Annotated in this window: 20 protein-coding genes; 5 read left to right on the top strand and 15 right to left on the bottom strand. The window is 73.4% G+C overall.

From position 1 onward, the window contains the following. Window positions 1-131: 131 nt before the first annotated feature. Window positions 132-881 carry a YebC/PmpR family DNA-binding transcriptional regulator gene (locus ACLFMI_RS01400; RefSeq protein ID WP_410945843.1) on the bottom strand — a complete coding sequence of 250 codons (750 nt, stop codon included), beginning with the start codon at window positions 879-881 and terminating at the stop codon, window positions 132-134. A gap of 573 nt (window positions 882-1,454) precedes the next feature. On the opposite strand from ACLFMI_RS01400, the gene ACLFMI_RS01395 reads away from it, so the two are divergent. Continuing rightward, the gene (locus ACLFMI_RS01395; protein WP_410945842.1) at window positions 1,455-1,682 is read left to right on the top strand and encodes a hypothetical protein; all 228 of its coding nucleotides are present in this window, start codon (window positions 1,455-1,457) and stop codon (window positions 1,680-1,682) included. Window positions 1,683-1,743: 61 nt separating this feature from the next. Here ACLFMI_RS01395 and ACLFMI_RS01390 read toward each other — a convergent pair whose 3' ends face one another. Beyond that, window positions 1,744-2,079 (bottom strand): cupin domain-containing protein, encoded by a 336-nt coding sequence (locus ACLFMI_RS01390; protein WP_410945841.1) that lies wholly within the window; start codon window positions 2,077-2,079, stop codon window positions 1,744-1,746. A 110-nt stretch (window positions 2,080-2,189) separates the two neighbouring features. Continuing rightward, a complete protein-coding gene (locus ACLFMI_RS01385) occupies window positions 2,190-2,708 on the bottom strand; it encodes a nitroreductase family deazaflavin-dependent oxidoreductase (protein ID WP_410945840.1) in 519 nt (172 codons plus the stop codon). A gap of 69 nt (window positions 2,709-2,777) precedes the next feature. On the opposite strand from ACLFMI_RS01385, the gene ACLFMI_RS01380 reads away from it, so the two are divergent. Next, on the top strand, window positions 2,778-3,311 hold the full coding sequence (locus ACLFMI_RS01380; protein WP_410945839.1) for a MarR family winged helix-turn-helix transcriptional regulator: 534 nt from the start codon (window positions 2,778-2,780) through the stop codon (window positions 3,309-3,311). A 23-nt stretch (window positions 3,312-3,334) separates the two neighbouring features. Here the strand turns inward: ACLFMI_RS01380 and ACLFMI_RS01375 are convergent, their stop codons facing one another. The 3 genes from ACLFMI_RS01375 to ACLFMI_RS01365 all read right to left on the bottom strand — a co-directional run bounded on the left by ACLFMI_RS01375 (window position 3,335) and on the right by ACLFMI_RS01365 (window position 6,342). Beyond that, entirely contained in the window at window positions 3,335-4,105 is a 771-nt protein-coding gene (locus ACLFMI_RS01375; RefSeq protein WP_410945838.1) for a carboxylesterase/lipase family protein, read from the bottom strand. Then, window positions 4,087-4,842 carry a carboxylesterase family protein gene (locus tag ACLFMI_RS01370; protein ID WP_410945837.1) on the bottom strand — a complete coding sequence of 252 codons (756 nt, stop codon included), beginning with the start codon at window positions 4,840-4,842 and terminating at the stop codon, window positions 4,087-4,089. Before ACLFMI_RS01370 ends, ACLFMI_RS01375 begins: the two co-directional genes overlap by 19 nt. A 168-nt stretch (window positions 4,843-5,010) precedes the next feature. Next, a complete protein-coding gene (locus tag ACLFMI_RS01365) occupies window positions 5,011-6,342 on the bottom strand; it encodes a DUF1996 domain-containing protein (RefSeq protein WP_410945836.1) in 1,332 nt (443 codons plus the stop codon). Between the two features lie 869 nt (window positions 6,343-7,211). On the opposite strand from ACLFMI_RS01365, the gene ACLFMI_RS01360 reads away from it, so the two are divergent. Next, entirely contained in the window at window positions 7,212-8,354 is a 1,143-nt protein-coding gene (locus tag ACLFMI_RS01360; protein WP_410945835.1) for a ribosomal eL19 family protein, read from the top strand. 165 nt (window positions 8,355-8,519) lie between these two features. After that, window positions 8,520-10,571: an HNH endonuclease signature motif containing protein gene (locus tag ACLFMI_RS01355; protein WP_410945834.1), complete on the top strand. Its 2,052-nt coding sequence runs from the start codon at window positions 8,520-8,522 to the stop codon at window positions 10,569-10,571. A 231-nt stretch (window positions 10,572-10,802) separates the two neighbouring features. Here the strand turns inward: ACLFMI_RS01355 and ACLFMI_RS01350 are convergent, their stop codons facing one another. The 9 genes from ACLFMI_RS01350 to ACLFMI_RS01310 all read right to left on the bottom strand — a co-directional run bounded on the left by ACLFMI_RS01350 (window position 10,803) and on the right by ACLFMI_RS01310 (window position 21,746). Further along, window positions 10,803-11,876, bottom strand: a complete 1,074-nt coding sequence (locus ACLFMI_RS01350; protein ID WP_410945833.1) for an electron transfer flavoprotein subunit alpha/FixB family protein — start codon at window positions 11,874-11,876, stop codon at window positions 10,803-10,805. A 2-nt stretch (window positions 11,877-11,878) separates the two neighbouring features. Further along, window positions 11,879-12,694, bottom strand: a complete 816-nt coding sequence (locus ACLFMI_RS01345; RefSeq protein WP_410945832.1) for an electron transfer flavoprotein subunit beta/FixA family protein — start codon at window positions 12,692-12,694, stop codon at window positions 11,879-11,881. A gap of 7 nt (window positions 12,695-12,701) precedes the next feature. Further along, window positions 12,702-15,218, bottom strand: coding sequence for a GcvT family protein (locus ACLFMI_RS01340; protein ID WP_410945831.1), 2,517 nt, complete (start codon window positions 15,216-15,218; stop codon window positions 12,702-12,704). 25 nt (window positions 15,219-15,243) lie between these two features. Next, window positions 15,244-16,938, bottom strand: coding sequence for a formate--tetrahydrofolate ligase (locus tag ACLFMI_RS01335; protein ID WP_410945830.1), 1,695 nt, complete (start codon window positions 16,936-16,938; stop codon window positions 15,244-15,246). Between the two features lie 44 nt (window positions 16,939-16,982). Further along, window positions 16,983-17,855, bottom strand: a complete 873-nt coding sequence (locus ACLFMI_RS01330) for a methylenetetrahydrofolate reductase (RefSeq protein ID WP_410945829.1) — start codon at window positions 17,853-17,855, stop codon at window positions 16,983-16,985. Between the two features lie 5 nt (window positions 17,856-17,860). Continuing rightward, window positions 17,861-19,069 (bottom strand): glycine cleavage T C-terminal barrel domain-containing protein, encoded by a 1,209-nt coding sequence (locus ACLFMI_RS01325; RefSeq protein WP_410945828.1) that lies wholly within the window; start codon window positions 19,067-19,069, stop codon window positions 17,861-17,863. Window positions 19,070-19,225: 156 nt separating this feature from the next. After that, window positions 19,226-19,549 (bottom strand): hypothetical protein, encoded by a 324-nt coding sequence (locus tag ACLFMI_RS01320; protein WP_410945827.1) that lies wholly within the window; start codon window positions 19,547-19,549, stop codon window positions 19,226-19,228. 90 nt (window positions 19,550-19,639) lie between these two features. Beyond that, a complete protein-coding gene (gene pdxT / locus ACLFMI_RS01315) occupies window positions 19,640-20,254 on the bottom strand; it encodes a pyridoxal 5'-phosphate synthase glutaminase subunit PdxT (RefSeq protein ID WP_410945826.1) in 615 nt (204 codons plus the stop codon). An 85-nt stretch (window positions 20,255-20,339) separates the two neighbouring features. After that, on the bottom strand, window positions 20,340-21,746 hold the full coding sequence (locus ACLFMI_RS01310) for an NAD-dependent malic enzyme (RefSeq protein WP_410945825.1): 1,407 nt from the start codon (window positions 21,744-21,746) through the stop codon (window positions 20,340-20,342). Window positions 21,747-21,927: 181 nt separating this feature from the next. Here ACLFMI_RS01310 and ACLFMI_RS01305 point away from each other — a divergent pair, with 181 nt between their 5' ends. Next, a complete protein-coding gene (locus ACLFMI_RS01305) occupies window positions 21,928-23,961 on the top strand; it encodes an elongation factor G (protein WP_410945824.1) in 2,034 nt (677 codons plus the stop codon). Window positions 23,962-23,967 lie beyond the last annotated feature (6 nt).

The following is a 23,967-nucleotide window of genomic DNA, read 5'->3' as shown; positions in this document are numbered from 1 at the left end:
GTAGCACGCAGCGCAGATGTTCGCTCCGCGAGCTCCGCTCAGCGCCGATGTTCGCTCCGCAAGCTCCGCTCAGCGCCGATGTTCGCTCCGCAAGCTCCGCTCAGCGCCGATGTTCGCTCCGCAAGCTCCGCTCAGCCGACCTCGGCCATGACCTCGTCGGATGCCTCGAAGTTGGACCAGACGTTCTGCACGTCGTCGGAGTCCTCGAGCGCCTCGATCAGCCGGACGATCTTCCGCGCGCCCTCGACGTCGAGCTCGACGTTCATCGACGGGATGAAGGTCTGGTCCGCCGAGTCGTAGTCGATCCCGTTCGCCTGCAGCGCCTTGCGCACCGCGACGACGTCGGTCGCCTCGGAGACGACCTCCCAGCTCTCGCCGAGGTCGTGGACCTCCTCCGCGCCGGCGTCCAGCACCGCCATCAGCACGTCGTCCTCGGACAGGTCGTCCTTGGGCAGCAGGACGACGCCCTTGCGGGTGAACAGGTAGGCCACCGAGTTGGGGTCGGCCATCGTCCCGCCGTTGCGGGTCATCGCCGTCCGGACCTCGGTCGCCGCGCGGTTCTTGTTGTCGGTCAGGCACTCGATCAGCACCGCGACGCCGTTCGGGCCGTACCCCTCGTAGGTGATCGCCTGGTACTCGGCGGCGTTCGCGTCGGCTCCCGAACCGCGCTTGACCGCGCGCTCGATGTTGTCGTTCGGGACCGAGGTCTTCTTGGCCTTCTGGATCGCGTCGTAGAGCGTGGGGTTGGCGTCCGGGTCACCACCACCGGTACGGGCCGCGACCTCGATGTTCTTGATCAGCTTCGCGAACATCTTGCCGCGGCGGGCGTCGATCACGGCCTTCTTGTGCTTGGTCGTCGCCCACTTGGAGTGACCGCTCATCGGCTCGTCTGCCCACCTTTCGTGCTTCGCTGCGGGCCGCGCCTGCCTGAACGCGACCGGGCAGGCCTCCGCGCGCCGCGCGCACTCGTGCGGTCACCCGGACCTGCGGGAACCCTTCGATGCTACCGGCGGCACGCCGTTCCGCCCCGCCCGGCCCGGCGCGTCCACGAGGGGCGGGAGACGCCGGCCCGCCCGGTCACGTCTCGAGCGGCGCGCACCGTCCGGCCGTTCCGCGGCCGGACGCCGCTCGTCGTAGCGTGGACGGACGGCTCTCGACCGTGTCGCAGACCTGGCGGGCAAGCGCCCGGAGGACATGGCCGGGGGACGTGGCCCGGTGCCTGGTCACCACCCCCGCCGCGGCCGAGGCGCTCCCGCAGCTGCGCCGCGAGCTGATGGAGCGGAACCTGCCGCTCTCCGCCGGGTTCTGGGATTCGGCGGAAGCACTGCTGGCCCGGATCGGGGCGGGCCGGGCCACGGTCGGTGAGGTGCAGACCTGGCTGCAGGCCACCGGGAGCGAGCCGACGACGATCATCGGCCTACACGTCTGGGAGCCCGAGGGGCTGGTACGCCCTGATGCACGCCGACTGGCTGTGCGCGGTCGGCGAGCTGGCCCGGCGCGGTCCCGGCGCCCCGGCCGACGAGGACACCCTGGCTCGCTACGTCGCGACGTCGGACCTCTCCGAGGGTGTCGTCGAGCCGGACGACGTGAGCGTGCTCGCCGCCGGGTTCGTGATGGTCACCGAGCTGTGGCGGCTGCTGGGGGCGGTCGACGACGAGCAGCTCACCCCGCTCGGCTGCTGAGAACTGCCCGAGGGACTGCGGCGGGTCTGGAGCGACGCCGGGTAGCGGACCACGGCCCCCGTCAGTCGCGGTTCTTGACCACGGTGAGCAGGACGGCCGCATCCTCGAGGGCATCGAGCCGGTGCACGGAGTCCGGGACGATCAGGAGGTCCCCGCGCCGCCCGTCCCAGGCGTCGTCACCGGCGCCGAGCCGGACCCGCCCGTGCAGGACCAGCACCGTGGCCTCCCCCGGGCTCTCGTGCTCGGCCAGAGCCTGCCCACCCCGGAGCGCGATCAGGGTCTGGCGCAGATGGTGCTCGTGGCCGCCGAACACGGTGCGGGCCGCCCGCCCGCTGCTGCTGTCGGCCGCCGCCTGCAACTGGGTACGCACCATCGCGTCGAGCGAGACCTTCTGCATGGAGCCCTCCTGGACGTGGTCGCCGGCCGAGGCGCACGGGTCGCCCGGCCGTCCTCGTGCCAGGAACGGTATACCGCCCGGGACGCGGCAGGCCCGCCGTCCGCGACCGGCTACCCGGACGCCCCCGGCCCGGCCGTGCCCTCCAGCCGGAACTCGACCATGGGCGGCGGTGGCTCGGCCGGGTCGAGGGACCGGCCGAGCGTGCGCTCGACGACCGGCCCGAGCCACCGCCACGCCCGGCGGTGCCGCTCGATGTAGCCCGCCAGAGTGCGGGCCGCCTCGTCCCTGCCCAGCACCCGGGCCGTGCCGGGGACCCCGGACCGGCGCCCCACCGTCACCCGCACCCGCGGATCGGCGACGACGTTGCGGTACCACTGGGCCCGCTCCCCGAACCCGGAGACCACGACGTAGCGATCGACCTCCGGGTGCCCGATGACCTCGAGCACCACCTCGCGCCGGAGCCCGGAACGTCGGCCGGTGTGTTCGAGCATCAGCATCCGCGATCCGAACACCATCCCGAACCCGTGCCGGTAGGCGAGGTTGGGCAACCGCACGAGGGCAGGGGTTCGCAGCACCCGTTCCCCCACGTCCACCACGATCGACCGCACCCGTTCCCGTACCGCTGCCATGACACCCTCCTCGCTGCCGACCCGGATACGCAGGTAGCTTGCGCATATTTACGCAGGTAAGCTGCGCGAATGCAAGCCGAGTCCCCGCCCGCGGACGAGCCGGTGCCCACCCTGCTCTCGCTGTTCCGGCACGCCACCCGGCAGATGGCCGGTGAGCTGCTGAGCCGACTGGCCGAGGCCGGCTACGAGGGCATCACGCTGTCCGCGCACCTGGTGTTCGAGTCGCTGCCGCCCGGCGGCGCCCGGCTGACCAGCGTGGCGGCCCGGATCGGGATGACCCACCAGGCGGCCGGGGAGGTCGTCTCGGACCTCGTGCTACGCGGCTTCCTCGCCCGGGTGCCGGATCCGGCGGACCGGCGGGCCCGGCTCGTCGTCCTCACCGACGACGGCCGCCGGCTGGTGCGTGTAGCCCTGGCCGAGATCGCGGTGATCGAGCGGTCCTGGCTGGACGGCCTGGCCGCGGCTGGCCTGTCCGGCGACCTGCGCGCGACGTTGCGTACGACGGCCGGCGCGGGCCGGTCCGCGGACCGGCCGCGTCCCGGCGGTGCTCCCGATCGGCATCCCGGCACTCTGCCCGCCGATCCCGGACGCCCACCCGGGTGACGTGCTGCGGCGACCGACCGGTCCTACCCGCGCAGCGGCAGCGCCCCGAACTCGTGCCCCGCCCACAGCGCTCGCGAGGTCTCCTCCGGGTAGGGCAGCACCAGCTGCTCGGTGTCGATCACCCAGGTGGCCCGGCCGTCGAGGTCGAACGCCGGCCAACCGGGGTCCCCGGTGTGCGCGAACGACGTCCACGCGCGCTGCATCGCCGCCGACACCGCCCGCACCGATCCGGGCGGGTCGGCGCCGAGCAGTTGGCCGATCATCCCGCCGCTGTCGAGGTTCCCGAAGACCAGCGGGATGTCCAGGCCGTGGCAGGCACCGAGCACACCGTCCTGGCCGGGCGCCGGCAGGGTGAGCTCGTAGAGGTGGGCCCGGCCGCCGCCACGGACCTGGTCCTCGGTCAGCCGGAGGCTGGGCATCCGCATCAGCCAGTCCGACTTGACCCGCTCGAACAGTTCGGACGCCCCGGCATCCGGATGCGCGGCGCGGTAGGCGTCCGGGTCGGGGGCGAAGATCCGTAGGGTCAGGTCGGCCAGCTCGCCGGGTACCGAGCCGATCATCCCGGCCATGGCGACGAACAACCGGAACTCGTCTCGGTTGTGCCCGGCGATCAGTTCCACGTCCCGCCCGGCCCCGTCCCGCAGCGCCTGCCAGGGCGGGACCGGCAGTACGTCTCCGTCCACCACCGGCGAGTACGGCGTCGGGGTGTGCGCGACCGGTCCCCACCGGTCCAGCCAGTTCCGCATCCGGGTCCCGGTGGCGTCCGCCGCGGCGGTCAGTTCCTCCGGGTCCACCGCGGCGAGTGCGTCCCGGTCCGGGGACCGGCCGAGATCGGCGGCGACGGCGGCGGTGAAGTCCGCGGCCAGCTCCGGGGAGAGGAACGTACCCGGACGCTCTGCGCGATCGCCCGCCGGAACAGCCCGGCCGCGCGGGGCATCCCGAGGAGCGCGGCGACCGCGCCGCCGCCGGCCGACTCGCCGAACACGGTGACCCGGTCCGGGTCCCCGCCGAACGCCCTGATCGAGTCCCGGACCCAGCGCAACGCGGCGACGTCGTCGAGCAGGCCGCGGTTGGCCGGTGCCCCGGTGATCGCGGCGAAGCCCTCCATGCCGACCCGGTGGTTGAACGTCACGACGACGACGACACCGGCCCGGGCCAGGCGGGCGCCGTCGTAGGCGGGTTCGGCGGAGTCGCCGGCCCGGTAGGCGCCGCCGTGGATCCACACCATGACCGGCAGGCCGGCGTCCGGGTCCGGCCGCGGCGTCCAGACGTTGACGGTCAGCCAGCCGCGGCCGTCGTCCGGCGGGCGCGGCGGGGCGGCCGGACCGAGCGCCGACTGCGGAGGGACCGGGCCGAACTCCCCCGCGTCGAGCGTCCCGCTCCACGGCGCGGGTGTTTCCGGGGCGGCGAACCGGAGCCGCCCGACCGGCGGCGCGGCGTAGGGGATCCCGCGGAACACCGCCACCCCGTCGCCGTGCCGGCCGCGGACCGTCCCTGACGGCCCCGGCACCTGCGGGTGGCTGTGCGGCACGGGAACCTCCTCCACGCCCCGCCCGGAGCGATCGCGATCATCCTCGCCGGTCCGGCCTCCGATGTCGACACGCGCGGGGTCGTTGCCGGTGGTCGTCCCGGGGAGACACTGCGACGGCGCGATCCTGCAGGGTGGCGCCGTCGCAGTCATCGTCGCGAGTGGACGGGATCAGCAGTTCCGTCCGCTGTTGATGCAGTCCGCCGCCGTACGGGCCTGGTCCTCGGAGAGCAGGCTCTCGAAGTTCCCGTGATCGGTCTTCGGGCTGTGCTGCTGCTCGGGGAACGTGTCCAGCGCGAACGCGCGGCCCTCGGGCTGGTCGTAGGTCAGCGTCATCCGTAGCTGCGGGATGGCCTTCCGGCCTTCCCCGCAGCTCCCGTCGGACTTCGGGAACTCGACGGCGTCATTGTCCGCCTTGGACTGGAGGCTCTCGCCGTCCCAGCAGCTCGGGAAGTCCAGGAAGCGGATCAGGTCGCTGCCGGCCGGGCAGACCGGGTACTTCTCGGTGGTCCGGTCGGTGAAGCCGCTGCAGGTCCACTTCGACACGACGTTGTCGTCGCCGTTCGTCTTCGCCTTGGCGTCACCGGTGATCATCTCGAGACCCTGCGGCATCGGCTCGGTCTTCTGCCCGACGTGGCCGTGCTGGGTCATCTTGGCCGAGGTCGGAGTCATGATCGAGCCGACGTTGCCGTCCTTGCCGCCGCCGTCGACGTTCGCGTCGTCACCGACGCCGTTCAGGTCGCGCAGGACCGGCCAGTAGAACGTCGACTTGTCGCCGTTGGTGCAGGAGGTACCACCGGCCTGCAGGCTGTCGTCGTCGGAGAACGCGTCGGTCGTGGTGTTGCCGACGTAGTCGTGCACGTGCTGCGCGCCGTTCTCCTTGCCCGGAGCCGCCTGGTAGTTGTCGGAGTTGCGGTGGTCGCTGGTGCCGCACTCCGAGGTGAAGGTGCCGCCGGCGAACTCCCCGCCCTTGCCGTCCAGGCCGCTGCCGGGCTCGACGTCGGTGATGTTCACGAAGTCGCCGGCGTCCGGCGGGGCGGCCTCGTCGCGGCCGGGGAACTCCTCGTCCTCGCCCTTGTCCGCGTTCTCGTCGTCCTTGTTCTCGTCGTCCTTCTGGCCGCCGTCCTTGTTTTGGCCACTGTCCTTGTTCTGGCCGTCGTCCTTGTTCTGGCCGTCGTCCTTGTTCTGGCCGCCGTCCTTGTTCTGGCCGCCGTCCTTGTTCTGGCCGCCGCCCTGGCCGTCGCCGTCCTTGCCGTCGCCGCTGTCGCCGCCGTCCTGCCCGTCCGAGCCGTCGCCGCCGTCGTCCGCACCGCCCAGGCCGAACAGGTCGCCCGGGTCTGGGTTCGACGAGTTCTGCTCGGTCCCGGAGTCACGGCCGTCGTCCGAGCTGCCGGCGGAGGCGGTCCCGCCGAAGGCCACGGCGGCGGCGCACACGAGCACCGCGGCCACGACGGCCATCAGACGGACCGGTCTGGTGATGTGGTGCCGTCCATGTCGGGGCATGGGCGAACCTCCTTGTAGTCCTGGGACCCGGTCGTGGACCGGGTGGGGCCCGCACCGACGGGGACCATCGGTCCCATCGGGACGTGCGGGCGCGCGGGGAGCGCTGTCGTTCCGTGGACCGGCGGCGGTGCGGGGGACACCGCCGCCGTCCAGCGCTGCCACGGTAGGCAGTTGCGGGAGGCACGAGGACGGTCCTGAGAAGCTCGGGCCCGAGCACCGACGAGAGGTCGGCACCGTGCGGCGAGCGATGCCGCGGTTGCCCCGCCACGGCGCACCGGCTACTCCATTCGCCCTCATCGACCTTCAGGACTGCACCGCTCGTCCGCCTCCACGACGGCGACCGGTGCCGTACGACGAGTCGGTTCCGTCCCCCGTCCGCGGACCGGCGCACAGCCGGTCGGCACGGTCCGGACCGGATCGACACACGCCGGTCGGCGGTTCGCAGGACAGCGTCATCGACGCCGTCGGCCCGCCTCGGCCCCGACTCCCTGAGAGCCGGGTTGTCCGCCTGGCCGCACCGACTGCGCCGGAAGGAGTACAACGCTCGCCACTCGTCGCGGTGGCCGGCCCGGACGGCGGCCGAGGCGTCCAGGAACACCGTCCGCTGTCGGCCCGCTTCCTAGGGTCGTGCCCGGTCGCGTCGCGGTCGCTCCCCCGTTGATCCGGCGACGCACCCCCCACTGGTGGCGGTCGCCCCGGGGCCCCCGACACGGAAAAGACCGATGCTCCAACTTCGACCTGTGCTGCGATCCCGCGCTCCCCGCGCCCTCCCGGTCCCTGCTCCGCCGGGTACCGGTGCACCGTCGTCCCGCCCTACCGGCGCGGCCCCCTCCATGTCCGTCGGCCGGTACGCGCAGGGGTGGCCACGGGTGGGGCTGCACGTCCTGCTGGCCGGGCTGCCGTTGCTCTCGATCTCCGCGCACGTGTTCGGCCTGCTGTCGATGCAGACCTCGGCGGCGGTGCTGGTGATCCCGCTGGCGACCGGGCTGGTCGTCCTCACCGCGTTCGACCCGCACCCGGGCGACCGGGTCCTCGCCCACGGGCTGGCCTGGGGCGTGGTGGCCTGCCTGGTCTACGACGTCTTCCGGCTGGACACGGTGTACCTCCTCGACCTGTGGGGCGACTTCATCCCCACGATGGGCACGTGGATCACCGGCCGGCCCGACGACCTGGTCGGCGGCGCCGTGGTGGGCTACCTGTGGCGCTACCTCGGTGACGGCGGCGGGATCGGGATGACGTTCTTCGTCGTGGCGTCGATGTGCGGGTTGCACCAGCGCTCGCGCGCCGTGGTCGTGCTCACCGCGGTCGGTTTCGCGGTGGCGCCGGTCTGGTCCGGACTGATCGGCACCGTCGCGCTGGCGCCGGACGGGGAAGATCTGATGTTCCCGCTGACCCCGACCACGGTGACGCTGTCGCTGATCGGTCATCTGATCTTCGGGCTGATCCTCGGGCTGGGGTTCTGGCAGTCGAAGGGCGTGCTGGTGCACTGGCCGTGGTCACCGTTGCTGGTCGCGCAACCGGCTCGGACCGGGGCTTCGGCGGGTACGACCGTCGGCTCGCCGACGAGATCGCGGGCTGTTCCGCCGGGCGCGTCGCGGGACGGTCCGCAGGCCGCGGGCTCAGCCGTTCCGCAGGTCGCCTCGGCGGCCGGCGCGCCGGGCGCCTCGTGGGCTGCCCCGCCGACAGCGTCGCCCTCCGTCCGGTCCGCCCCGTCGCCGGCCGCCCCGTCGGCCCCGTCGTCCGCCCCTACACCGGCCGGGTCGCCGGCCCTTCCACCGGCCAGGTCGCCGGCAGCCATGTCGGCGGCGACAGGGCCGCCGGACACGGACACGTCGGTGCCCGACTCCGCGCTCATCCCCCGGCAGCGCACGTCATCGACGCCACCCGGCGCGCAGACCCTCGATCCCGACACCTGGGCGCAGTGGCAGCGACGACTGGAGTCGACCGAACCCGGGCGCCGCGCGCACGGCGGGCGCCGGGCGGTCCAGCCGGTGCAGCACGGGGCGGAGTGATCTCGCCGCAAGACGGTTCACACCGAGCCGGAACCACGTTGGCCGGCCCCGACCACGGTGCTCGGACGTTTCGCACCGCGGCTCCCCTGGGTGGCCCGAGAACTGGTTCCCGCACTTCGGCGCCGGTGGCCCTTGAATGTCGGTGCTCGAATGTATGTTCGACCCATGCAGCCGATGGTGCTCCCCCAGGGCGTGGCGGGTGACCCGCCGGGCCCGGGGCTGTGCGCGTTGCTGGCCGGACTGGACCCGGCCCTGGTCGCCAACGGTGACACGGTCGCGCTGCTGCAGGCGTGGCGGCGGCTGCGTTCCTATGTCGATGCCCACGAGCTGGCGGCGATGGCCGAAGTCGGTCGCTGCGACCCGCACGCCACGCCGGGCGCGTCGGCCCGACTGGCGGGACCGGATCCCGGATGCGGCCAGGAGATCGCCGCGGCGCTCACCCTGACCGAGCAGGCGGCGTGGCGCGAGCACGCACTGGCCGAGATGCTGGTGCACCGGCTGCCGACCGTGCACGCCGCCCTGGCCGGCGGGCACATCGACCGCGGCAAGGCGACGGTGTTCGCCGACCAGCTCGAGTTCCTCGACGACGCTCAGGCCACCCGCATCTGTGCCGCGCTCGTGCCCGAGGCGCCAGGTCTGACCACGGGACAGCTCCGGGCCCGCCTGCAGCGGATGGTGATCGCGATCGACCCGGAGTCGGCCCAGCGCCGCTATCGCAGGGCGCTCCGCGAACGGCGAGTGATCTGCTACCTCGACGCCGAGGGAACCGCCACGATCTCCGCGACCGGCTTGGACCCGAGCGCGGCCCAGGCCGCCTGCGAGCGCGTCGACGCTCTGGCCCGAGCCGTGCGCGCGGCCGGGCACCCGGATCGGCTGCCGAGCATCCGTGCGGACGTGGCCATTGCCCTGCTCGACGGCAGTCTGCACGCCATGAGCCACGACCAGATCGTGGCCACCATGCTCGCCCGCGCCGCCGCACCCGACCCTGACACCACCGGGTCCACCGGTAGCGACGACGACGGGGACGACGGCGACGGCGACGGCGACGGCGACCTTGCACCGACTCCCCGCGGGGGCATACAGAACGCAGCGGACTCCGGCCAGGCGGATCCCGATGACCCCGCGGATCCCGACCGACCCGCTGATCCCGATGGCCGCCCGGAGGGTGGCGCCCCGGAGAGCGACCGACCGGGCGGCCCCGACGACTCGCACAGCCCCGACGACCCCAACGACCCCAACGGTCCCGGCGACCCCAACGGTCCCGATGACCCCGACGGGCCCAACGATCCTGACCCCGCTCCCGGTGGCCCGGACCCGGGTGCAGGTGGCTCGGAGCCGGCCCGGTCCGGGATCGAGATCCGGGTCCGGCTGTCCACCCTGATCGGCCACGACGACCATCCCGGCGAGATCCCCGGCCTCGGTCCGGTGCTGGCGCCGATCGCCCGCGCCTCCGTGGCCCGGCAACGCCACGCGGAATGGCGCTTCGCGAGCACCGACACCGACGGCTACCTCCTCCTGGCCGGGATCACCCGACGGCGACCGACCGGATCACCGGCCGAGAGCACACATCCGCTGATCCGGAACGCGCACGGCGGCACCGTCGAACTCCAGGTTCCCGCCGAGCTCCTCGACCGACTCGCCGCACACCCACCGTCCGGGTGGGAACCTCTGGTCGCCGACCTCGTCGCCCAGTACGCCCACCGGGACCGGATCGGCAACGCGCTCGACCGGCGACCGCTCGACCGCTTCCCGCACCCGGCGCTACGCCGTCACGTCGAGATCCGCGATCGCACGTGCGTGTTCCCAGGGTGCCGCCGCCCGGCCCGCAAGACCCAGCAGGACCACACGCGCGATCATCAGTACGGCGGCACGAGTGTGAAGGACAACCTGGGGCCGCTGTGCGTGCTGCACCACGGGATCAAGACGGTCGGGCTCTGGCGCCTGCACCAGCCGGCGCCCGGGATCTTCCGATGGCGCAGCGCCCTGCACCGGATCTATGTCACGCACGGAGAGCCGGTCTGTCCGCCGCTCCCCGAGTCACTGGCCGGGCCGTGGTGTCCCGAACCGCCGCCCGCGCCCCTGAGCCGACTCGAACGTGAACTCGGTGACCAGCCTCTCGATCCCACTGCACCCGCGACGGCGACCCGGTCCGCGCCCCGGGCCCCGACCGCCGGGCGTGCGCCACCGGAGCGTTCGGACGACGATCCGCCGTTCTGAGTACCGCGAACCGCGCATCGAACGGGGCGCTGTGCATCGGGAACCAGGACCGGCACACCGCACCGGAACAAGGCGCCGGGGGCCTGGGTGCCCGGTACCGGCGCGCCCGCAGGAGGCGCAACCCCGACGGCCATCCCGCGTGTCACGCCGCGTCACGCCGCGTCACCGCGTGTCACAGTGGATCACCGCGGGATACGGTGGGTCATCGCCGGACGCGCGGGACACCGCGGATCACGGGCTTCCGGCCGACATCCGCGCACCGGGCGCCACCACGTCCCTCGTGTGCTCGTCCCCGCCACCTTCATCAGGCGGTGTATGGCCGGCTTCCGGCGCCACCTCCGGTACCGACTCGTTCGGCGCAGCCGCGCACGAACGCGCCCGCAGCGCGTCGATCACCGCCGGCAGCACCTCGTGCAGGTCACCGATCACCGCGTAGGTCGAGCGGGTGACCATCGGCGCCTCGGGGTCGGTGTTGATCGCGAGGATGGTGCGGGCGTTCATGCAGCCGACCCAGTGCTGGGTCGCGCCGCTGATGCCGCACGCGATGTACAGGTCGGGCGCGATCTGCGTACCGGTCAGGCCGACCTGGTCGCTGTGCGAGCGCCAGCCGTTGTTGGTGGCCACCCGCGAGCAGCCCACCGCACCACCGAGCAGGCCGGCCAGCTCTTCCAGGACGTCGTAGCCCTCGGCGCTGCCGACCCCGCGTCCGCCGGAGACGACGACCGGGGCGGTGGCCAGCGAGACACCCCCGGTGCGCGATTCCCGTGCGACCACCCGGGTGCGGGCCAGACCGGGATCCAGCTCGGGCACGAACTCGACGATCTCCGGGTCCCCGCCAGCCGGTGGCGGCCGCGCCCCCGACGCCGCACCCGGTGCCACTGTCGCCAGCAGGATCGGGGCGGCCAGCTGGGCGTCCTCCAGGAGGACACCGCCGCTGCGAACGCGGGTCAGCGACCACGGCTCGCCGGGGCGCACCTCCAGGCAGCGGGTCGCCAGCGGCAGCCCGGCCCGTGCCGCGGTCTGGGCCAGCGCCTCGTCACCCCGCTCGGTCGCCGCGGCCAGCAGCCCGTCCGGCCGCACGGCAGCGACCAGCTGGGCCAGGCTCGCGCCGAGCGCCTCGGGCGCGTGGTCGGCGAGCAGGTCGTGCCGGATCCGGTGCACCCGCTCCACGCCGAGGCCCCCGGGCACCGCTCCGGTCGTCACGGCCTCGACCGGCAGCCCGGTGCCGCGGGCGACAGCGAGCAGGTCCTCGGTGCCCGGCCCGGGCGTCCCGTCGGCATCGGTGTCGATCAGTACCAGCAGCATCGTCACACCACCCCCAGCTCGGTAAGCACCTCGACCACGGCCGGCGCGGCCGCTGCCCCGGTACCGAGCACGACGGTCTTCGGCCGGTCCTCGCGCGGCCGCCGCAACGCCACTGTGCGCAGGCCGCCGGGCGCAGTCTCACCGGGGACGGTGCGCAGGGCAGCCTTGCGGGCCCGCATCCGGCCCTTGATCGTCGGGTACCGCGGCAGGTTGATGCGGTCCTTCACCGCGACCGCGGCGGGCAGCGGGACCCGGTAGACCTCGACGCCGTCGGGGGTCTCGCGGCGGAGCACGAGCCCTGCCCCGTCTGCCCCGTCGGCCTCATCGTCGAGGCTCTTGATCCCGGTGACCATCGGCAACCCGAGCGCGCAGGCGACCCGGATCCCGGTCTGGGCGTTCCCGGCGACCGCGGAGTCGGTGCCGAACAGCAGCAGCTCGTAGGCGATGCCCGTGGCCGCACGCACACCCGCGAGGATCGACGCCGCCGTGGGTTCCGGATCGAGGTCCTCGGTCGGCACCTCGACCAGGACGCCCTCGTCGGCGCCCATGGAGATCGCGTACCGGAGCTGCTCGGCCGCATCCGGCGGGCCGACGGTCAGGACGGTGACCCATGCGGTGCCGCCCGCGCCGCGGTGGCGTTCGGCGATGCGGACGGCCTCCTCGACGGCGCACTCCTCGTGCGGGCCGATCGTGAACCCGAGGTGGTGGGTGTCGATGGCCAGCCGGTCGTCGGTGAGCGAGATCTGCGTGCCGACCGCCGGGGTGCGCTTCACGCAGACCAGCACGTCGCGGCGGCCCGGGTCGTCGGTCGTGCTCATCGCCGGCTCACCCCCGCATCCGGGTGTCGTCCGAGTCGAACAGCGGGGTGCGGCCGACCCGCGCGACCGTGACCGGATGGTCGTGTCCCATGTAGCGCACGGCCAGCCGGGTGCCCTCGACGGCGCGCTCCGGCGGCAGGTAGGCCATCAGCAGGTGCCGGCCCAGCGACGGGGCCGCGCCGGCCGTCGTCACCACCGACGGCCGGCCCTTGCGATCGACGATCCGCGTCCCGTCCGGCGTGAGCACCGGCTCGCCGCCCTGCGGGACGCGCCGGGTCCCGTCCGCACCGGTGTGGTCGTCGACGGCGAGGGTGCACAGCGTCGCGGCCGGCGCCTGCTCCCGGGCACGCAGGTACGCGTCCCGCCCGACGAAGTCGTGCGCCTTCACCCGAGGCAGGGCGAGGCCGGCCTCCACCGGGTCGTGCTCGGAGTCGAGCTCGGCACCCATCAGCCGGTAGCCCTTCTCCAGCCGCGCGGTCGTGCCGTACACGCCGATTCCGGCCGGGACGACGCCGAGCGGCCCCCCCGCCGCCCACAGCACGTCCCAAAGCCGGCGTCCCTGCTCGAACGGCGCGTGCAACTCCCAGCCCAGGTCACCGACGTAGGACACGCGCAACGCCAGCACCGGGATCCCGTCGATCGTGACCCACTTCGCGTGGCCGAACGGGAAGCCGTCGGCCGAGACGTCGTCGCTGGTGACGGCGGCGAGCAGGTCGCGCGCCCGCGGGCCCCACACCCCCACGGTGCACACCGCCGAGGTCACCTCGATCAGCGCGCCCGTGCCGTCGGTGGGCAGGTGCGCGGTGAACCAGGCCAGGTCGCGCGGCCCGTCGGCCGCGCCGGTGATCACCCGGTACCGGTCGGCGGCGAGCCGCACGATCGTCAGGTCGGAGCGGAACCCGCCGTTCGGCGCCAGCACCGGTGTGTAGATCATCCGCCCCGCGGGCCGGTCGACGTTCGCCACCACGAGGCCTTGCAGGTACGCGCAGGCACCCGGGCCGGTCACCTCGAACTGGGTGAACGCCGACAGGTCGATCATCGCGACCCGCTCGCGCATCGCCAGGTGCTCGGCGTCGATGATCGGGGACCACCAGCGGGCGTCCCACTCGTGCGGGCGGTACCCGACCCGGTCGGCGAACTCGTCGAGCAGCGGCCGGTTCGACTCGTACCACTGTGGACGTTCCCAGCCGCCGACCTCGAAGAACACCGCGCCGAGGTCGATCTCGGCGGCGTGGAACGGCGACAGTCGCCGGTCCCGGTCGGCGCTCCACTGCTCGCGCGGGTGCACGATCCCGTAGGTCTTGTTGAATCCCTCGTACGCGCGGGCCCGAACGTGTGCGGGCGTGCGCTGGTGCGGGCCGAACCGGGCGACGTCGGCGCCGTGCAGGTCGATCTCGGCGACGCCGTCGGTCATCCACTCGGCGAGCATCCGGCCCACCCCGGGTCCCTCCTTGATCCACACCGCGGCGGCCGACCACAGGCCGTCCACTTCGGGCACCGGACCGAGCACCGGCGCGCCGTCCGGGGTGAGCGAGAGCAGCCCGTTGATCGCGTGCCGGATCCCGGCGCCGGGCCGGGAGAGGATGTCCGGGAAGAGCTGGAGGGCCTGCTCCAGCTGCGGGTCGAAGTCCTCCTCGGTGAAGGGCAGCTGGGTCGGCGACAGCGCCGCGGCCGCGAGCCCGGGGATGTCGTCGGGCTCGTGCAGGATCGGCCGGTGTGCGTAGGACCCGATCTCCAGGTCGGGGCCGGACTGGCGCTCGTACATCAGCGTGTCCATGTCCCGCACGATCGGGTAGCCGATCTCGCTGCCGGTCGCCTCCAGCTCCGGGATCGGCCCGACGTCGATCATCTGGTGCACCGCGGGGGTGAGCGGGATGTGCGCACCCGCCATCCGGGCGATCCGCGGGCTCCACACCCCGCACGCGACGACGACGGTGCCGGTCTCGACGTCGCCGGCGTCGGTTCGCACCCGGACCACCTGCCCGCCCTCGGTGTCGATGCCGAGCACCTCGGTGTTCGCGCACACCGTCAACGCGCCGATCTCCTGGGCCCGCTCGCGCATCAGCGCCCCGGTCCGCAGCGGGTCCACCACCGCCACCGACGGCGTCCAGAACCCGCGCAGTACCAGCGAGGGGTCCAGGAACGGCACCCGCCGCACGACCTCCTCCGGCGAGATCAGCTCGGCGGCCACCCCCCATGCCGTCGCCGAGGACATCCGCCGGTTCAGCTCCTCCACCCGCTCCGGCGTCCGGGCGACCTCGATGCCGCCGCAGGTGGTCAGCGTGCCGAACTTCTCGTACTGGCGCATCGAGTCCAGCGTCAGCGCGGTGATCTCCTGCGAGTGGTCGACCGGGAAGATGAAGTTCGACGCGTGCCCGGTGGAGCCGCCCGGGTCGGGCAGCGGCCCCTTGTCCAGCAACACGATCCCCCGTCGCCCCCGCTCGGCGAGATGGTGCGCCAGCGAGTTGCCGACGATGCCGGCGCCGATCACCACGACGTCGGCACGGTCCGGTGGTGCGGTCATGGCGGTCCTCCTTGGACGCATCCGGTCAGGACAGGCCGACGATCTCGCCGTCCGGCCCGATGTCGATGTGCTCGGCGGCCGGGGACGACGACAGGCCCGGCATGGTGCGCATGTCGCCGCAGATCGGGTAGACGAACCCGGCACCGGCCGAGACCCGGACCTCGCGGACCGGCAGGCGCCAGCCGGTGGGCGCCCCGGGCAGCGACGGGTCGGCGCTCAGCGACAGGTGGGTCTTGGCGATGCACACCGGCAGCCGGCCGAACCCGCTCCGCTCGTAGGCCGCCAGCTGGCGACGCGCGAGCGGGGCGAGGTCGACGCCGTCGGCGCCGTACATCTCCCGGGCCACCGTGTCGATCTTGTCCAGCAGCGGAAGGTCGTCGGCGTAGAGCGGGCGGAACGCCGCCCCGCCGTCGGCGCACGCCTCCTCGACGGCCGTGGCGAGGTCGGCGGCGCCGATCCCGCCCTTGGCGACGTGGTGGGTCACCGCGGCCCGGACGCCCTCCTCCGCCGCGACGTCCAGGATCGCCCGGCGCTCGCTGTCGAAGTCGGACGGGAACGCGTTCACCGCCACCACCGGGGTCACGCCGTGCGCGCGGATGTTGGCGATCTGCTTGCGCAGGTTCGCCGCGCCGGCCAGCACGTCCTCCGGGTTCTCGTCCGTCATCTCGACGGGCAGCGGCCGCCCGGCGACGACCCGGTACCGGCCGGAGTGCGCCTTGAGCGCGCGCACCGTGGCGACCACGACGGCGGCGTCCGGGACCAGCCCGGACGCCCGGCACTTGATGTTGAAGAACCGCTCGGCACCCATGTCCGCACCGAACCCGGCCTCGGTGACCAGGTAGTCCCCGCACCGGATGCCGATCAGGTCCGCGACCACCGATGAGTTGCCGTGCGCGATGTTTCCGAACGGTCCACAGTGCACGAATGCGGGAGTGTGCTCCATCGTCTGCATCAGGTTCGGCTTGATCGCCTCGCGCAGCAGCACGGCCATCGCCCCGGCCGCCTTCAGCTGCTCGGCGGTGACCGGGGCGCCGTCGCGGTCGGTGCCGACGACGATCCGGCCGAGCCGGGCGCGCAGGTCCGGCAGCGAGGTGCACAGCGCGAGCACCGCCATCACCTCGCTGGCGGCGGTGATGTCGAACCCGGTCTCGCGCGGGATGCCGTCGGCTCGCCCGCCGAGGCCGGTGACGATCCGGCGCAGGTCGCGGTCACAGAGGTCCAGCACCCGGCGCCAGGTGATCGACGACGGGTCCAGGCCGGACGCGGCGCCCTTGTGCAGATGGTTGTCCATCATCGCCGAGAGCAGGTTGTGCGCAGCGGTGACGGCGTGCAGGTCACCGGTGAGGTGCAGGTTCACCGTCTCCATCGGCACGATCTGCGAGTGGCCGCCGCCTGCCGCGCCGCCCTTGATGCCGAGCGTCGGCCCCATGGACGGCTGCCGGACGGCGATCACGCCGCGCCGCCCGATGTGCCGGAACGCCTGCCCGAGCCCGATCGTGGTGGTGGTCTTGCCCTCACCGAGTGGCGTCGGGGTGACCGCGGAGACCACCACGTAACGGCCCGGTGGCCGGTCCGCGAGGTCGTCGGCGGCGCCCGGGGAGACCTTCGCGACCGCGTGCCCGTAGGGCTCCAGCCGGTGCGGGCCGAGCCCCACCTCGGCCGCGATCTCCGGCAACGGCCGCAGTGTGGCGTTCCGGGAGAGTTCGAGATCGGACGACATGACCCACCCCCTTGTGGTGTCGCTGTGGTCTCGGGCCGCGCGCGTCAGGCGGCCGCGCGGCGCTGCGCCTGCTGCAGCCAGCGCAGCGTGGCGTCGACCTGGTTGAACGTGTAGACGTGCAGGCCGTCCAGCGCGCAGCGGCCCGCCGCGACGTGCGCGCCGAGCCGGCGCACCAGCCCGTCCGGCCGGTAGCCGTTCGGGCGCAACAACGCGCCCGCGATGGAGCGGTGCGAGCGCAGGAACCGCACGGAGTCACCGACACCCACCCGCAGGCTCATCCGGAGCAGCCGCGCGATGTCCACCACCCCCGGGACCCCGGCGACCACCGGCAGCGTGATCCCGCGCGACCGGGCCCGCGCCGCGAACGCACAGACCACATCGGCGTCGAAGCACATCTGGGTGACCGTGTAGGTGGCGTGCTGCTGCTTGTCCCGCAACAGATCCCACAGGACGTCATCGGCCACCGACGGATGACCATCCGGATAGGACGGAATCCCGACGGCGGTCATCCGGTGCCCCAGTCCTGCCATCGCGCGCAGCAGCGCGAGCCCGTCCGGGAACTCGCCCACCGGCTCCGGGGCGTCACCGGCGACCACGAACACGTCCCGCACGCCGGCGCCGTCCAGCCGGTCGAGCGTCCTGGCGAGCTGGGCACGGTCCGCGAACTGCCGGGCGGCCAGGTGCGGCACCGCACGGAACCCGTTGCGGGACAGTCCCTCGGCCAGCTCGATCGTGGCGTCGACACCGCGTCGCGGCGACGACGTGACCGTCACCGTCGAGCCCGGCGGCAGCCCCGCCGCCCGGTCGAGCGTCCCGGGCAGCGGCAGCAGCTCGAAGCGGGACCGGGCGAGCAGGCGCGCGGCGGCGTCCCGGCGCTGGGCCGAGCCGCGGCGGCGGCCCGGAATCGGTCCACCCATGCCACTCAGCCCTTCGGGGTCTCCTTGGACGGGTCCACGAACGGCTTCGGCGCGACGACGGCGCGCCGCGGACCGTCCGGCAGGCGCACGTCCAGCTCGGTACCGAGACCGACCAGCTCCACCGGCAGCATCGCGAGCCCGATGTTGCGGTCCAGCCGGGGCGACCAGCAGGCGCTGGTCACCCGACCCACCACGCTGCCGTCCTGCTCGACCGGGAACGGCTCGATCATGGAACCGTCGTTGAACGACCCGAGGCGGGCACCGTCGATCTCGACGCCGGCCAGCTGCCGGGACACCCCCTCGGCCCTGATCCTGGTTAGGGCCTGCTTGCCGACGAAGTCGGCCTCCTGATCCAGGTCGACCATCCACCGGTAGTCGTAGCCGACCTCCAGCGGGTTGGTGTCGAGGGTGATGTCGCAGCCGTAGGCGAGCATCCCGCCCTCGATCCGGCGGATGTGGCACGGACCGATCGTGCGCATGCCGTGCGGCCGGCCGGCCTCCCAGACCCGGTCCCACAACGCGGCCGCGTTCCGGGTCGCGTCGTACAGGTAGATCTCGTAGCCGATCTCGCCGGTGTAGCCGGTGCGGCTGACGACCACGTCCATTCCGTCCACCGTGTACCGGCGCATCCCGTAGTAGGGGATCTCCAGCACGTCGTCGCCGAACAGGTCGGTCATCACCGGCTTCGCGAGCGGCCCCTGGACCTGGACCGGCGCGACGTCGACCTCGCGGATGGTGACGTCCCAGCCGCCGGCGTGCGCCAGCCCCATCGCCCACAATCGGGCGTCACTGTCCGCAAGGGACAGCCAGAACCGGTTGTCCTCCAGGCGGAGCAGCACCGGGTCGTTGACGATCCCGCCGTCCGGGGCGGTGAGGAAGACGTACTTGCACTGGCCCACTGCGCACTTGTTCAGGTCGCGCGGTACCAGATGGTTGGTGAAGTCGAACGCCGCCGGACCGGAGATCTCCAGCTGCCGCTCCACGCCGACGTCCCACAGGGTGACGGCCTCGAGCAACGCGTGGTACTCCGCGACCGGATCACCGTAGTGGCGCGGGTGGTAGGTGTGGTTGTAGACGCTGTACATCGCGACGCCGTGGGCGCGTGACTTCCAGAAGTACGGCGACGTCCGCAGCCGGCTGTAGAGCAGGATGCCCGGCGCGTCGACGGTCCGGACCTCGCGCGATGGAGTCTGGGGATCAAGTACGTCCGTCATGCGGATCGCCTCGTCATCCGGTCAGAGGGGAATCAGAGTGTTGCGTATCGTGCAATGAAGTCCGCCGCAACGCAACAAGTGTGCGCGGGCATCAGAAGACGCGTCAAGAGAAGATTCGCGGCCCACCCGCGGTGCGCGGCACGCCCCACAGCGGGATCAGGTTCGGGGGCGCACCGGGCGGAAGAACCTGTGCGCGACCGGATGGAACAGCAGCGCGAGCGCCATCAGGACCGCGCCCACGTGCAGGGTCCGCAGGGCGGCGATGACCAGATCCGGACCGGATGCGGCCGCCAGGAACCCGGCCACGGTCGCACCGTCCAGCAGCGCGCGCACCGGTTCGACCACCAGCGACAGCATCCCGATCACACCGAGCACCCCGACGACGGTCCAGCGGACGGCGTCCCGCCCGGACCGCAGGGCCACCACCAGTACCGCCAGGACGAGGTAGACCCCGCCGCGGGTGGCGAGCTCGCCCGCCACCGGCGGGACCGGACCGGCCAGCCGGACCAGGGCAGCCGCCCGCCCCAGACGGCACGCCCCCGACCGGCACTCGGGCCGGCCCCACCCGGATCAGGAGGTGCGCACCATGTCCACGAACAGCCCGTGCACCCGGCGGTCCCCGGTCATCTCCGGGTGGAACGACGTCGCCAGCACCGGCCCCTGCCGGACCGCGACCGGCCGGCCCGCGGCCTCCCCCGCGACGTCCACATGGGGCACCGAGGCGAGCACCTCGACGTCGCCGCCGGTCTTCTCCACCCACGGGGCCCGGATGAACACCGCGTGCACCGGCCCACCGGCCAGCCCGTCGAACTCCAGGTCGGTCTCGAACGAGTCGACCTGGCGGCCGAAGGCGTTGCGCCGCACGACGACGTCCAGGCTGCCCAGCTGGTGCTGGTCCGGCCGGCCGTCCAGGATCTCGTCGGCCAGGAGGATCATCCCGGCGCACGAGCCGTAGGCGGGCATCCCGGCGCGCAGCCTGGCCCGCAACGGCTCCAGCAGCTCGAAGGCGTCGAGCAGCTTCGACATGGTGGTCGACTCACCGCCGGGCAGCACCAGGCCGTCGACCGCGGCCAGCTCCGCCGCGCGGCGCACCGGCACCGCGGTCGCGCCGGACGCGGTCAGCGCGGCGAGGTGCTCGCGGACGTTGCCCTGCAGGGCCAGCACACCGACGGTCGGGGACCTCATGGGTCGAGGGTAACCCCGCGCGACCTGCGGTAACCGGACGTCCGCGAGTGAGCCCCGGCACCACGGCGGGCGACGTGGTGCCGGCTCAGCCGGCTTCGACCTGGCCCTGGCGGGCCTGCTTGGCCGCGGCCGACCGCAGCGCCTCGGCGACGGCCGGGGCGACGGTCTGGTCGAACACGCTGGGCACGATGAACGACGGGTTCGGCTCGGCGACGACGTCCGCGATCGCCTCCGCCGCGGCCAGCATCATCCCGTCGGTGATGTCGTGCGCCTGGGCGTCGAGCAGGCCGCGGAACACGCCCGGGAACGCCAGCACGTTGTTGATCTGGTTCGGGTAGTCCGAGCGCCCGGTGGCGACCACCGCGGCGTGCTGCATGGCGACCGTCGGGTCGATCTCGGGGTCCGGGTTGGCCAGCGCGAAGACGATCGCGTCCGAGCTCATGGTGGCCAGCTCCTCGGCACCGAACAGGTTCGGCGCGCTGACCCCGACGAACACGTCCGCACCGACCAGGGCGTCGGCCAGGGTTCCGGTCCGGCCCTCGCGGTTGGTCTGCGCCGCGATCGAGCGCAGGTTGTCGTCGAGCCCCTCGCGTCCGGGGTGGACGATCCCGTCCACGTCCACCGCGACGACGTCGGCGGTCTGCTCCGAGCCGAGCAACCGGATGATCGCCGAGCCCGCCGCACCGACCCCGCAGACCACGACCCGGGCGTCGGAGAACTTCTTGCCCACCACGCGGAGCGCGTTGCGCAGTGCCCCGAGCACGACGACCGCGGTGCCGTGCTGGTCGTCGTGGAAGACCGGGATGTCGAGCAGCTCGCGCAGCCGCGACTCGATCTCGAAACACCGCGGCGCGGCGATGTCCTCCAGGTTGATGCCCCCGTAGCCGGGGGCGATCAGCTGGACGGTCCGGATGATCTCCTCGGTGTCCTGTGTGTCCAGACAAACAGGCCAGGCGTCCACATTGGCGAACTGCTTGAACAGCGCCGCCTTGCCCTCCATCACCGGCATCGCCGCCGCCGCGCCGATGTTGCCCAGCCCGAGCACCGCGGAGCCGTCGGTGACCACCGCGACGGTATTCCGCTTGATGGTCAACCGGCGGGCGTCGGACGGGTTCTCCGCGATCGCCATCGACACCCGCGCGACGCCCGGGGTGTAGGCACGGGACAGGTCGTCACGGGTGCGCAGGTTGACCTTGGAGTGCACCTCGATCTTGCCGCCGAGGTGCAGCAGGAAGGTCCGGTCCGAGACCTTGCGGACGGAGAAGCCCTCCAGGGCCTCGATCGAGGCCTTGATCTCCTCGACGTGCTCGGTGTTGCGGGCGTTGACCGAGATGTCGACGACCAGGGACTCGGGGCGCGACTCGACGACGTCGAATGCGGTGACGACGCCGCCCACCTGCCCGACGGCGGCGGTCAGGTCACCGGCGGTGCTGGGGCGGGCTGGGCTGTCGACGCGGGCGGTGATGGCATAGCCGGGACCGGGAATGGACACGGCGAGGAGGGTACCGCCGGGCGCGCCGCCATCACCGGGTCGCCGGTGTGACGACGACCGTCACGCCGGGGTTGTGATCTCACCGGCACCGGGTGTGTGATCCGGGGCACAACCCCTGGAGGTGGTCCTCGTGGCGGTCAAGGCCGATCGTGCACGTGCCGGGACGCCTGCCCACACGGCGGTGACCGACCCGGCCCTGGTGCGCAACGTGGCCCTGGTGGGTCCGTCAGGGGCCGGGAAGACGTCGCTGGTCGAGGCGCTGCTGGCCCACGTCGGGACGATCCCGCGGGCCGGGTCGGTCACCGAGGGCAGCACGGTCTGCGACCACGACCCGGCCGCGGTCCGCCAGCACCGGTCGGTCGGGCTCGCGCTCGCCCCGCTGCGCTGGAACGAGATGACCGTCAACCTGCTCGACACCCCCGGCTACGGGGACTTCCGGGGCGGCGTGCTGGCCGGGCTCCGGGCGGCCGACGCGGTGCTGTTCGTGCTGCCGTCCTCCGAGGGGCGAGCCGGCACCCTGGAAGCGGCCACGGTGGCGCTCTGGGAGGAGTGCGCCGGGATCCCGCGCGCGATCGTGCTCACCCGCTGTGACAGCGCGCAGGCCGACGTCGAGGCGACGGTGGCGGCCTGCCGGGACGCGTTCGGCCGCGGTGTCGTGCCGATCCACCTCCCGGTCCGGGACGGCGGCGGGGACCTGACCGGGCTGCACGACCTGCGTGCCGGGGACCCGGGCGCGGGACCGCCGGAGGCCGCGGACGCCCGGTCGGCGCTGATCGAGCAGGTCATCGAGCAGTCCGAGGACGCGGAGCTGCTGGACCGCTACCTCGCGGGCGACGAGCTGGACCCGGCGACCCTGGCCGCGAGCATGCGGGCCGCGCTGGCCCGTGGTCCGTTCCACCCGCTGGTCCCGGTGTGCACCGCGGGCGGCCCCGGGGCGGACGAGGTGCTGGAGCTGCTCACGACGACGTTCCCCGCCCCGACCGGCGGGACGCCGCCTGCCCCGTCCGATCCCGGCCGCGGGCTACTGTCCGCCGACCCGGATGGTCCGCTGGTCGCCGAGGTGGTGCACACCGGCGCCGACCCCTACGTCGGCCGGATCTGCCTGCTCCGGGTGCACTCCGGGACGTTGCGGCCGGACAGCCGGGTGCACATCGGTGGCCCGGTACCCGCACCGCGCACCAGTGTGGAGGACGTGCACGACACCGACGAGAAGATCGGTCGCCTGCACTCCCCGCTCGGCGCGGTGCTGCGCGAGACGACCGAGTGCGTGGCCGGGGACCTGTGCGCCGTGCCGCGGCTGGAGGCGGCCGTCGGGGACGTCCTGTCCGACCCGGCGGATCCGGTCCACCTGAGCACCTGGTCCCACCCCGAGCCGCTGTTCCCGATCGCGGTCGCCGCCCACGACCGGGCCGACGAGGACGCCGTCGCGCGCGGACTGGCCCGGCTGGTCGCGACCGATCCCGCGCTGCGGCTCGAGCGCGACCCGGAGACCCGGCAGACCGTGTTGTGGTGCGCGGGCGAGGCACACGCCGACGTCGCGCTCGGCCGGCTCCGGGACGTCGGCGCCGAGGTCGATCTGGAGGAGGTCCGGGTCCCGCTCCGGCTCACCCTGGCCGGTCCGGGCCGGGCCACCGGCCGGCACGTGAAGCAGTCCGGCGGGCACGGTCAGTTCGCCGTCTGCCACGTCGAGTTCGCGCCGGGCGAGCCCGGGTCCGGACTGGCCTTCAGCTCCGGGGTGGTCGGCGGTGCCGTGCCCACCCAGTACGTGCCGAGCGTCGAGAAGGGGATCCGCGCGCAGCTCGACCGGGGCCTGCCCGCGGTCGAGGACGGCGACGCCCATCCGGTGGTGGACGTCGTCGCGCGGCTGGTCGACGGCAAGGCGCACAGCGTCGACTCGTCGGACGCGGCGTTCCAGACCGCCGGTGCGCTGGCCGTGCGCGCGGCCGCGGAGGTGTGCGGGCTTCGCCTGCTCGAACCGGTGGACGAGGTGCTGATCCGGGTCCGGGACGAGCACCTGGGTGCGGTCCTGGGCGACCTGTCCGCGCGCCGCGGGAAGGTGCTGGCCACCGAACCGGACACGGCCGGACACACCGACGTGCGGGCCGAGGTGCCGCGGACCGAGCTGCTGCGGCACGCGGTCGACCTGCGGTCGCTGACCGCGGGCTCGGCGCTGGCCACCCGGACGTTCGCCCGCTGGGCCGGGCGAGCGGGCTGAGCACGG

The sequence above is a fragment of the Pseudonocardia nantongensis genome (assembly GCF_046546495.1).
Classification (GTDB): Bacteria; Actinomycetota; Actinomycetes; order Mycobacteriales; family Pseudonocardiaceae; genus Pseudonocardia; species Pseudonocardia nantongensis.
This window is presented reverse-complemented; position numbering and strand designations above follow the sequence as displayed.

What these genes read in the sequence shown, in the direction of transcription:
- ACLFMI_RS01390 (WP_410945841.1), bottom strand. Translation starts at nt 2,079, where the DNA reads ATGCAGAAGGTCTCGCTCGACGCGATGGTGCGTACCCAGTTGCAGGCG.
- ACLFMI_RS01325 (WP_410945828.1), bottom strand. Translation starts at nt 19,069, where the DNA reads ATGACGGACGTACTTGATCCCCAGACTCCATCGCGCGAGGTCCGGACC.
- ACLFMI_RS01355 (WP_410945834.1), top strand. Translation starts at nt 8,520, where the DNA reads ATGCAGCCGATGGTGCTCCCCCAGGGCGTGGCGGGTGACCCGCCGGGC.
- ACLFMI_RS01345 (WP_410945832.1), bottom strand. Translation starts at nt 12,694, where the DNA reads ATGAGCACGACCGACGACCCGGGCCGCCGCGACGTGCTGGTCTGCGTG.
- pdxT (WP_410945826.1), bottom strand. Translation starts at nt 20,254, where the DNA reads ATGAGGTCCCCGACCGTCGGTGTGCTGGCCCTGCAGGGCAACGTCCGC.
- ACLFMI_RS01330 (WP_410945829.1), bottom strand. Translation starts at nt 17,855, where the DNA reads ATGGGTGGACCGATTCCGGGCCGCCGCCGCGGCTCGGCCCAGCGCCGG.
- ACLFMI_RS01340 (WP_410945831.1), bottom strand. Translation starts at nt 15,218, where the DNA reads ATGACCGCACCACCGGACCGTGCCGACGTCGTGGTGATCGGCGCCGGC.
- ACLFMI_RS01380 (WP_410945839.1), top strand. Translation starts at nt 2,778, where the DNA reads ATGCAAGCCGAGTCCCCGCCCGCGGACGAGCCGGTGCCCACCCTGCTC.
- ACLFMI_RS01400 (WP_410945843.1), bottom strand. Translation starts at nt 881, where the DNA reads ATGAGCGGTCACTCCAAGTGGGCGACGACCAAGCACAAGAAGGCCGTG.
- ACLFMI_RS01385 (WP_410945840.1), bottom strand. Translation starts at nt 2,708, where the DNA reads ATGGCAGCGGTACGGGAACGGGTGCGGTCGATCGTGGTGGACGTGGGG.
- ACLFMI_RS01395 (WP_410945842.1), top strand. Translation starts at nt 1,455, where the DNA reads ATGCACGCCGACTGGCTGTGCGCGGTCGGCGAGCTGGCCCGGCGCGGT.
- ACLFMI_RS01365 (WP_410945836.1), bottom strand. Translation starts at nt 6,342, where the DNA reads ATGCCCCGACATGGACGGCACCACATCACCAGACCGGTCCGTCTGATG.
- ACLFMI_RS01350 (WP_410945833.1), bottom strand. Translation starts at nt 11,876, where the DNA reads ATGCTGCTGGTACTGATCGACACCGATGCCGACGGGACGCCCGGGCCG.
- ACLFMI_RS01335 (WP_410945830.1), bottom strand. Translation starts at nt 16,938, where the DNA reads ATGTCGTCCGATCTCGAACTCTCCCGGAACGCCACACTGCGGCCGTTG.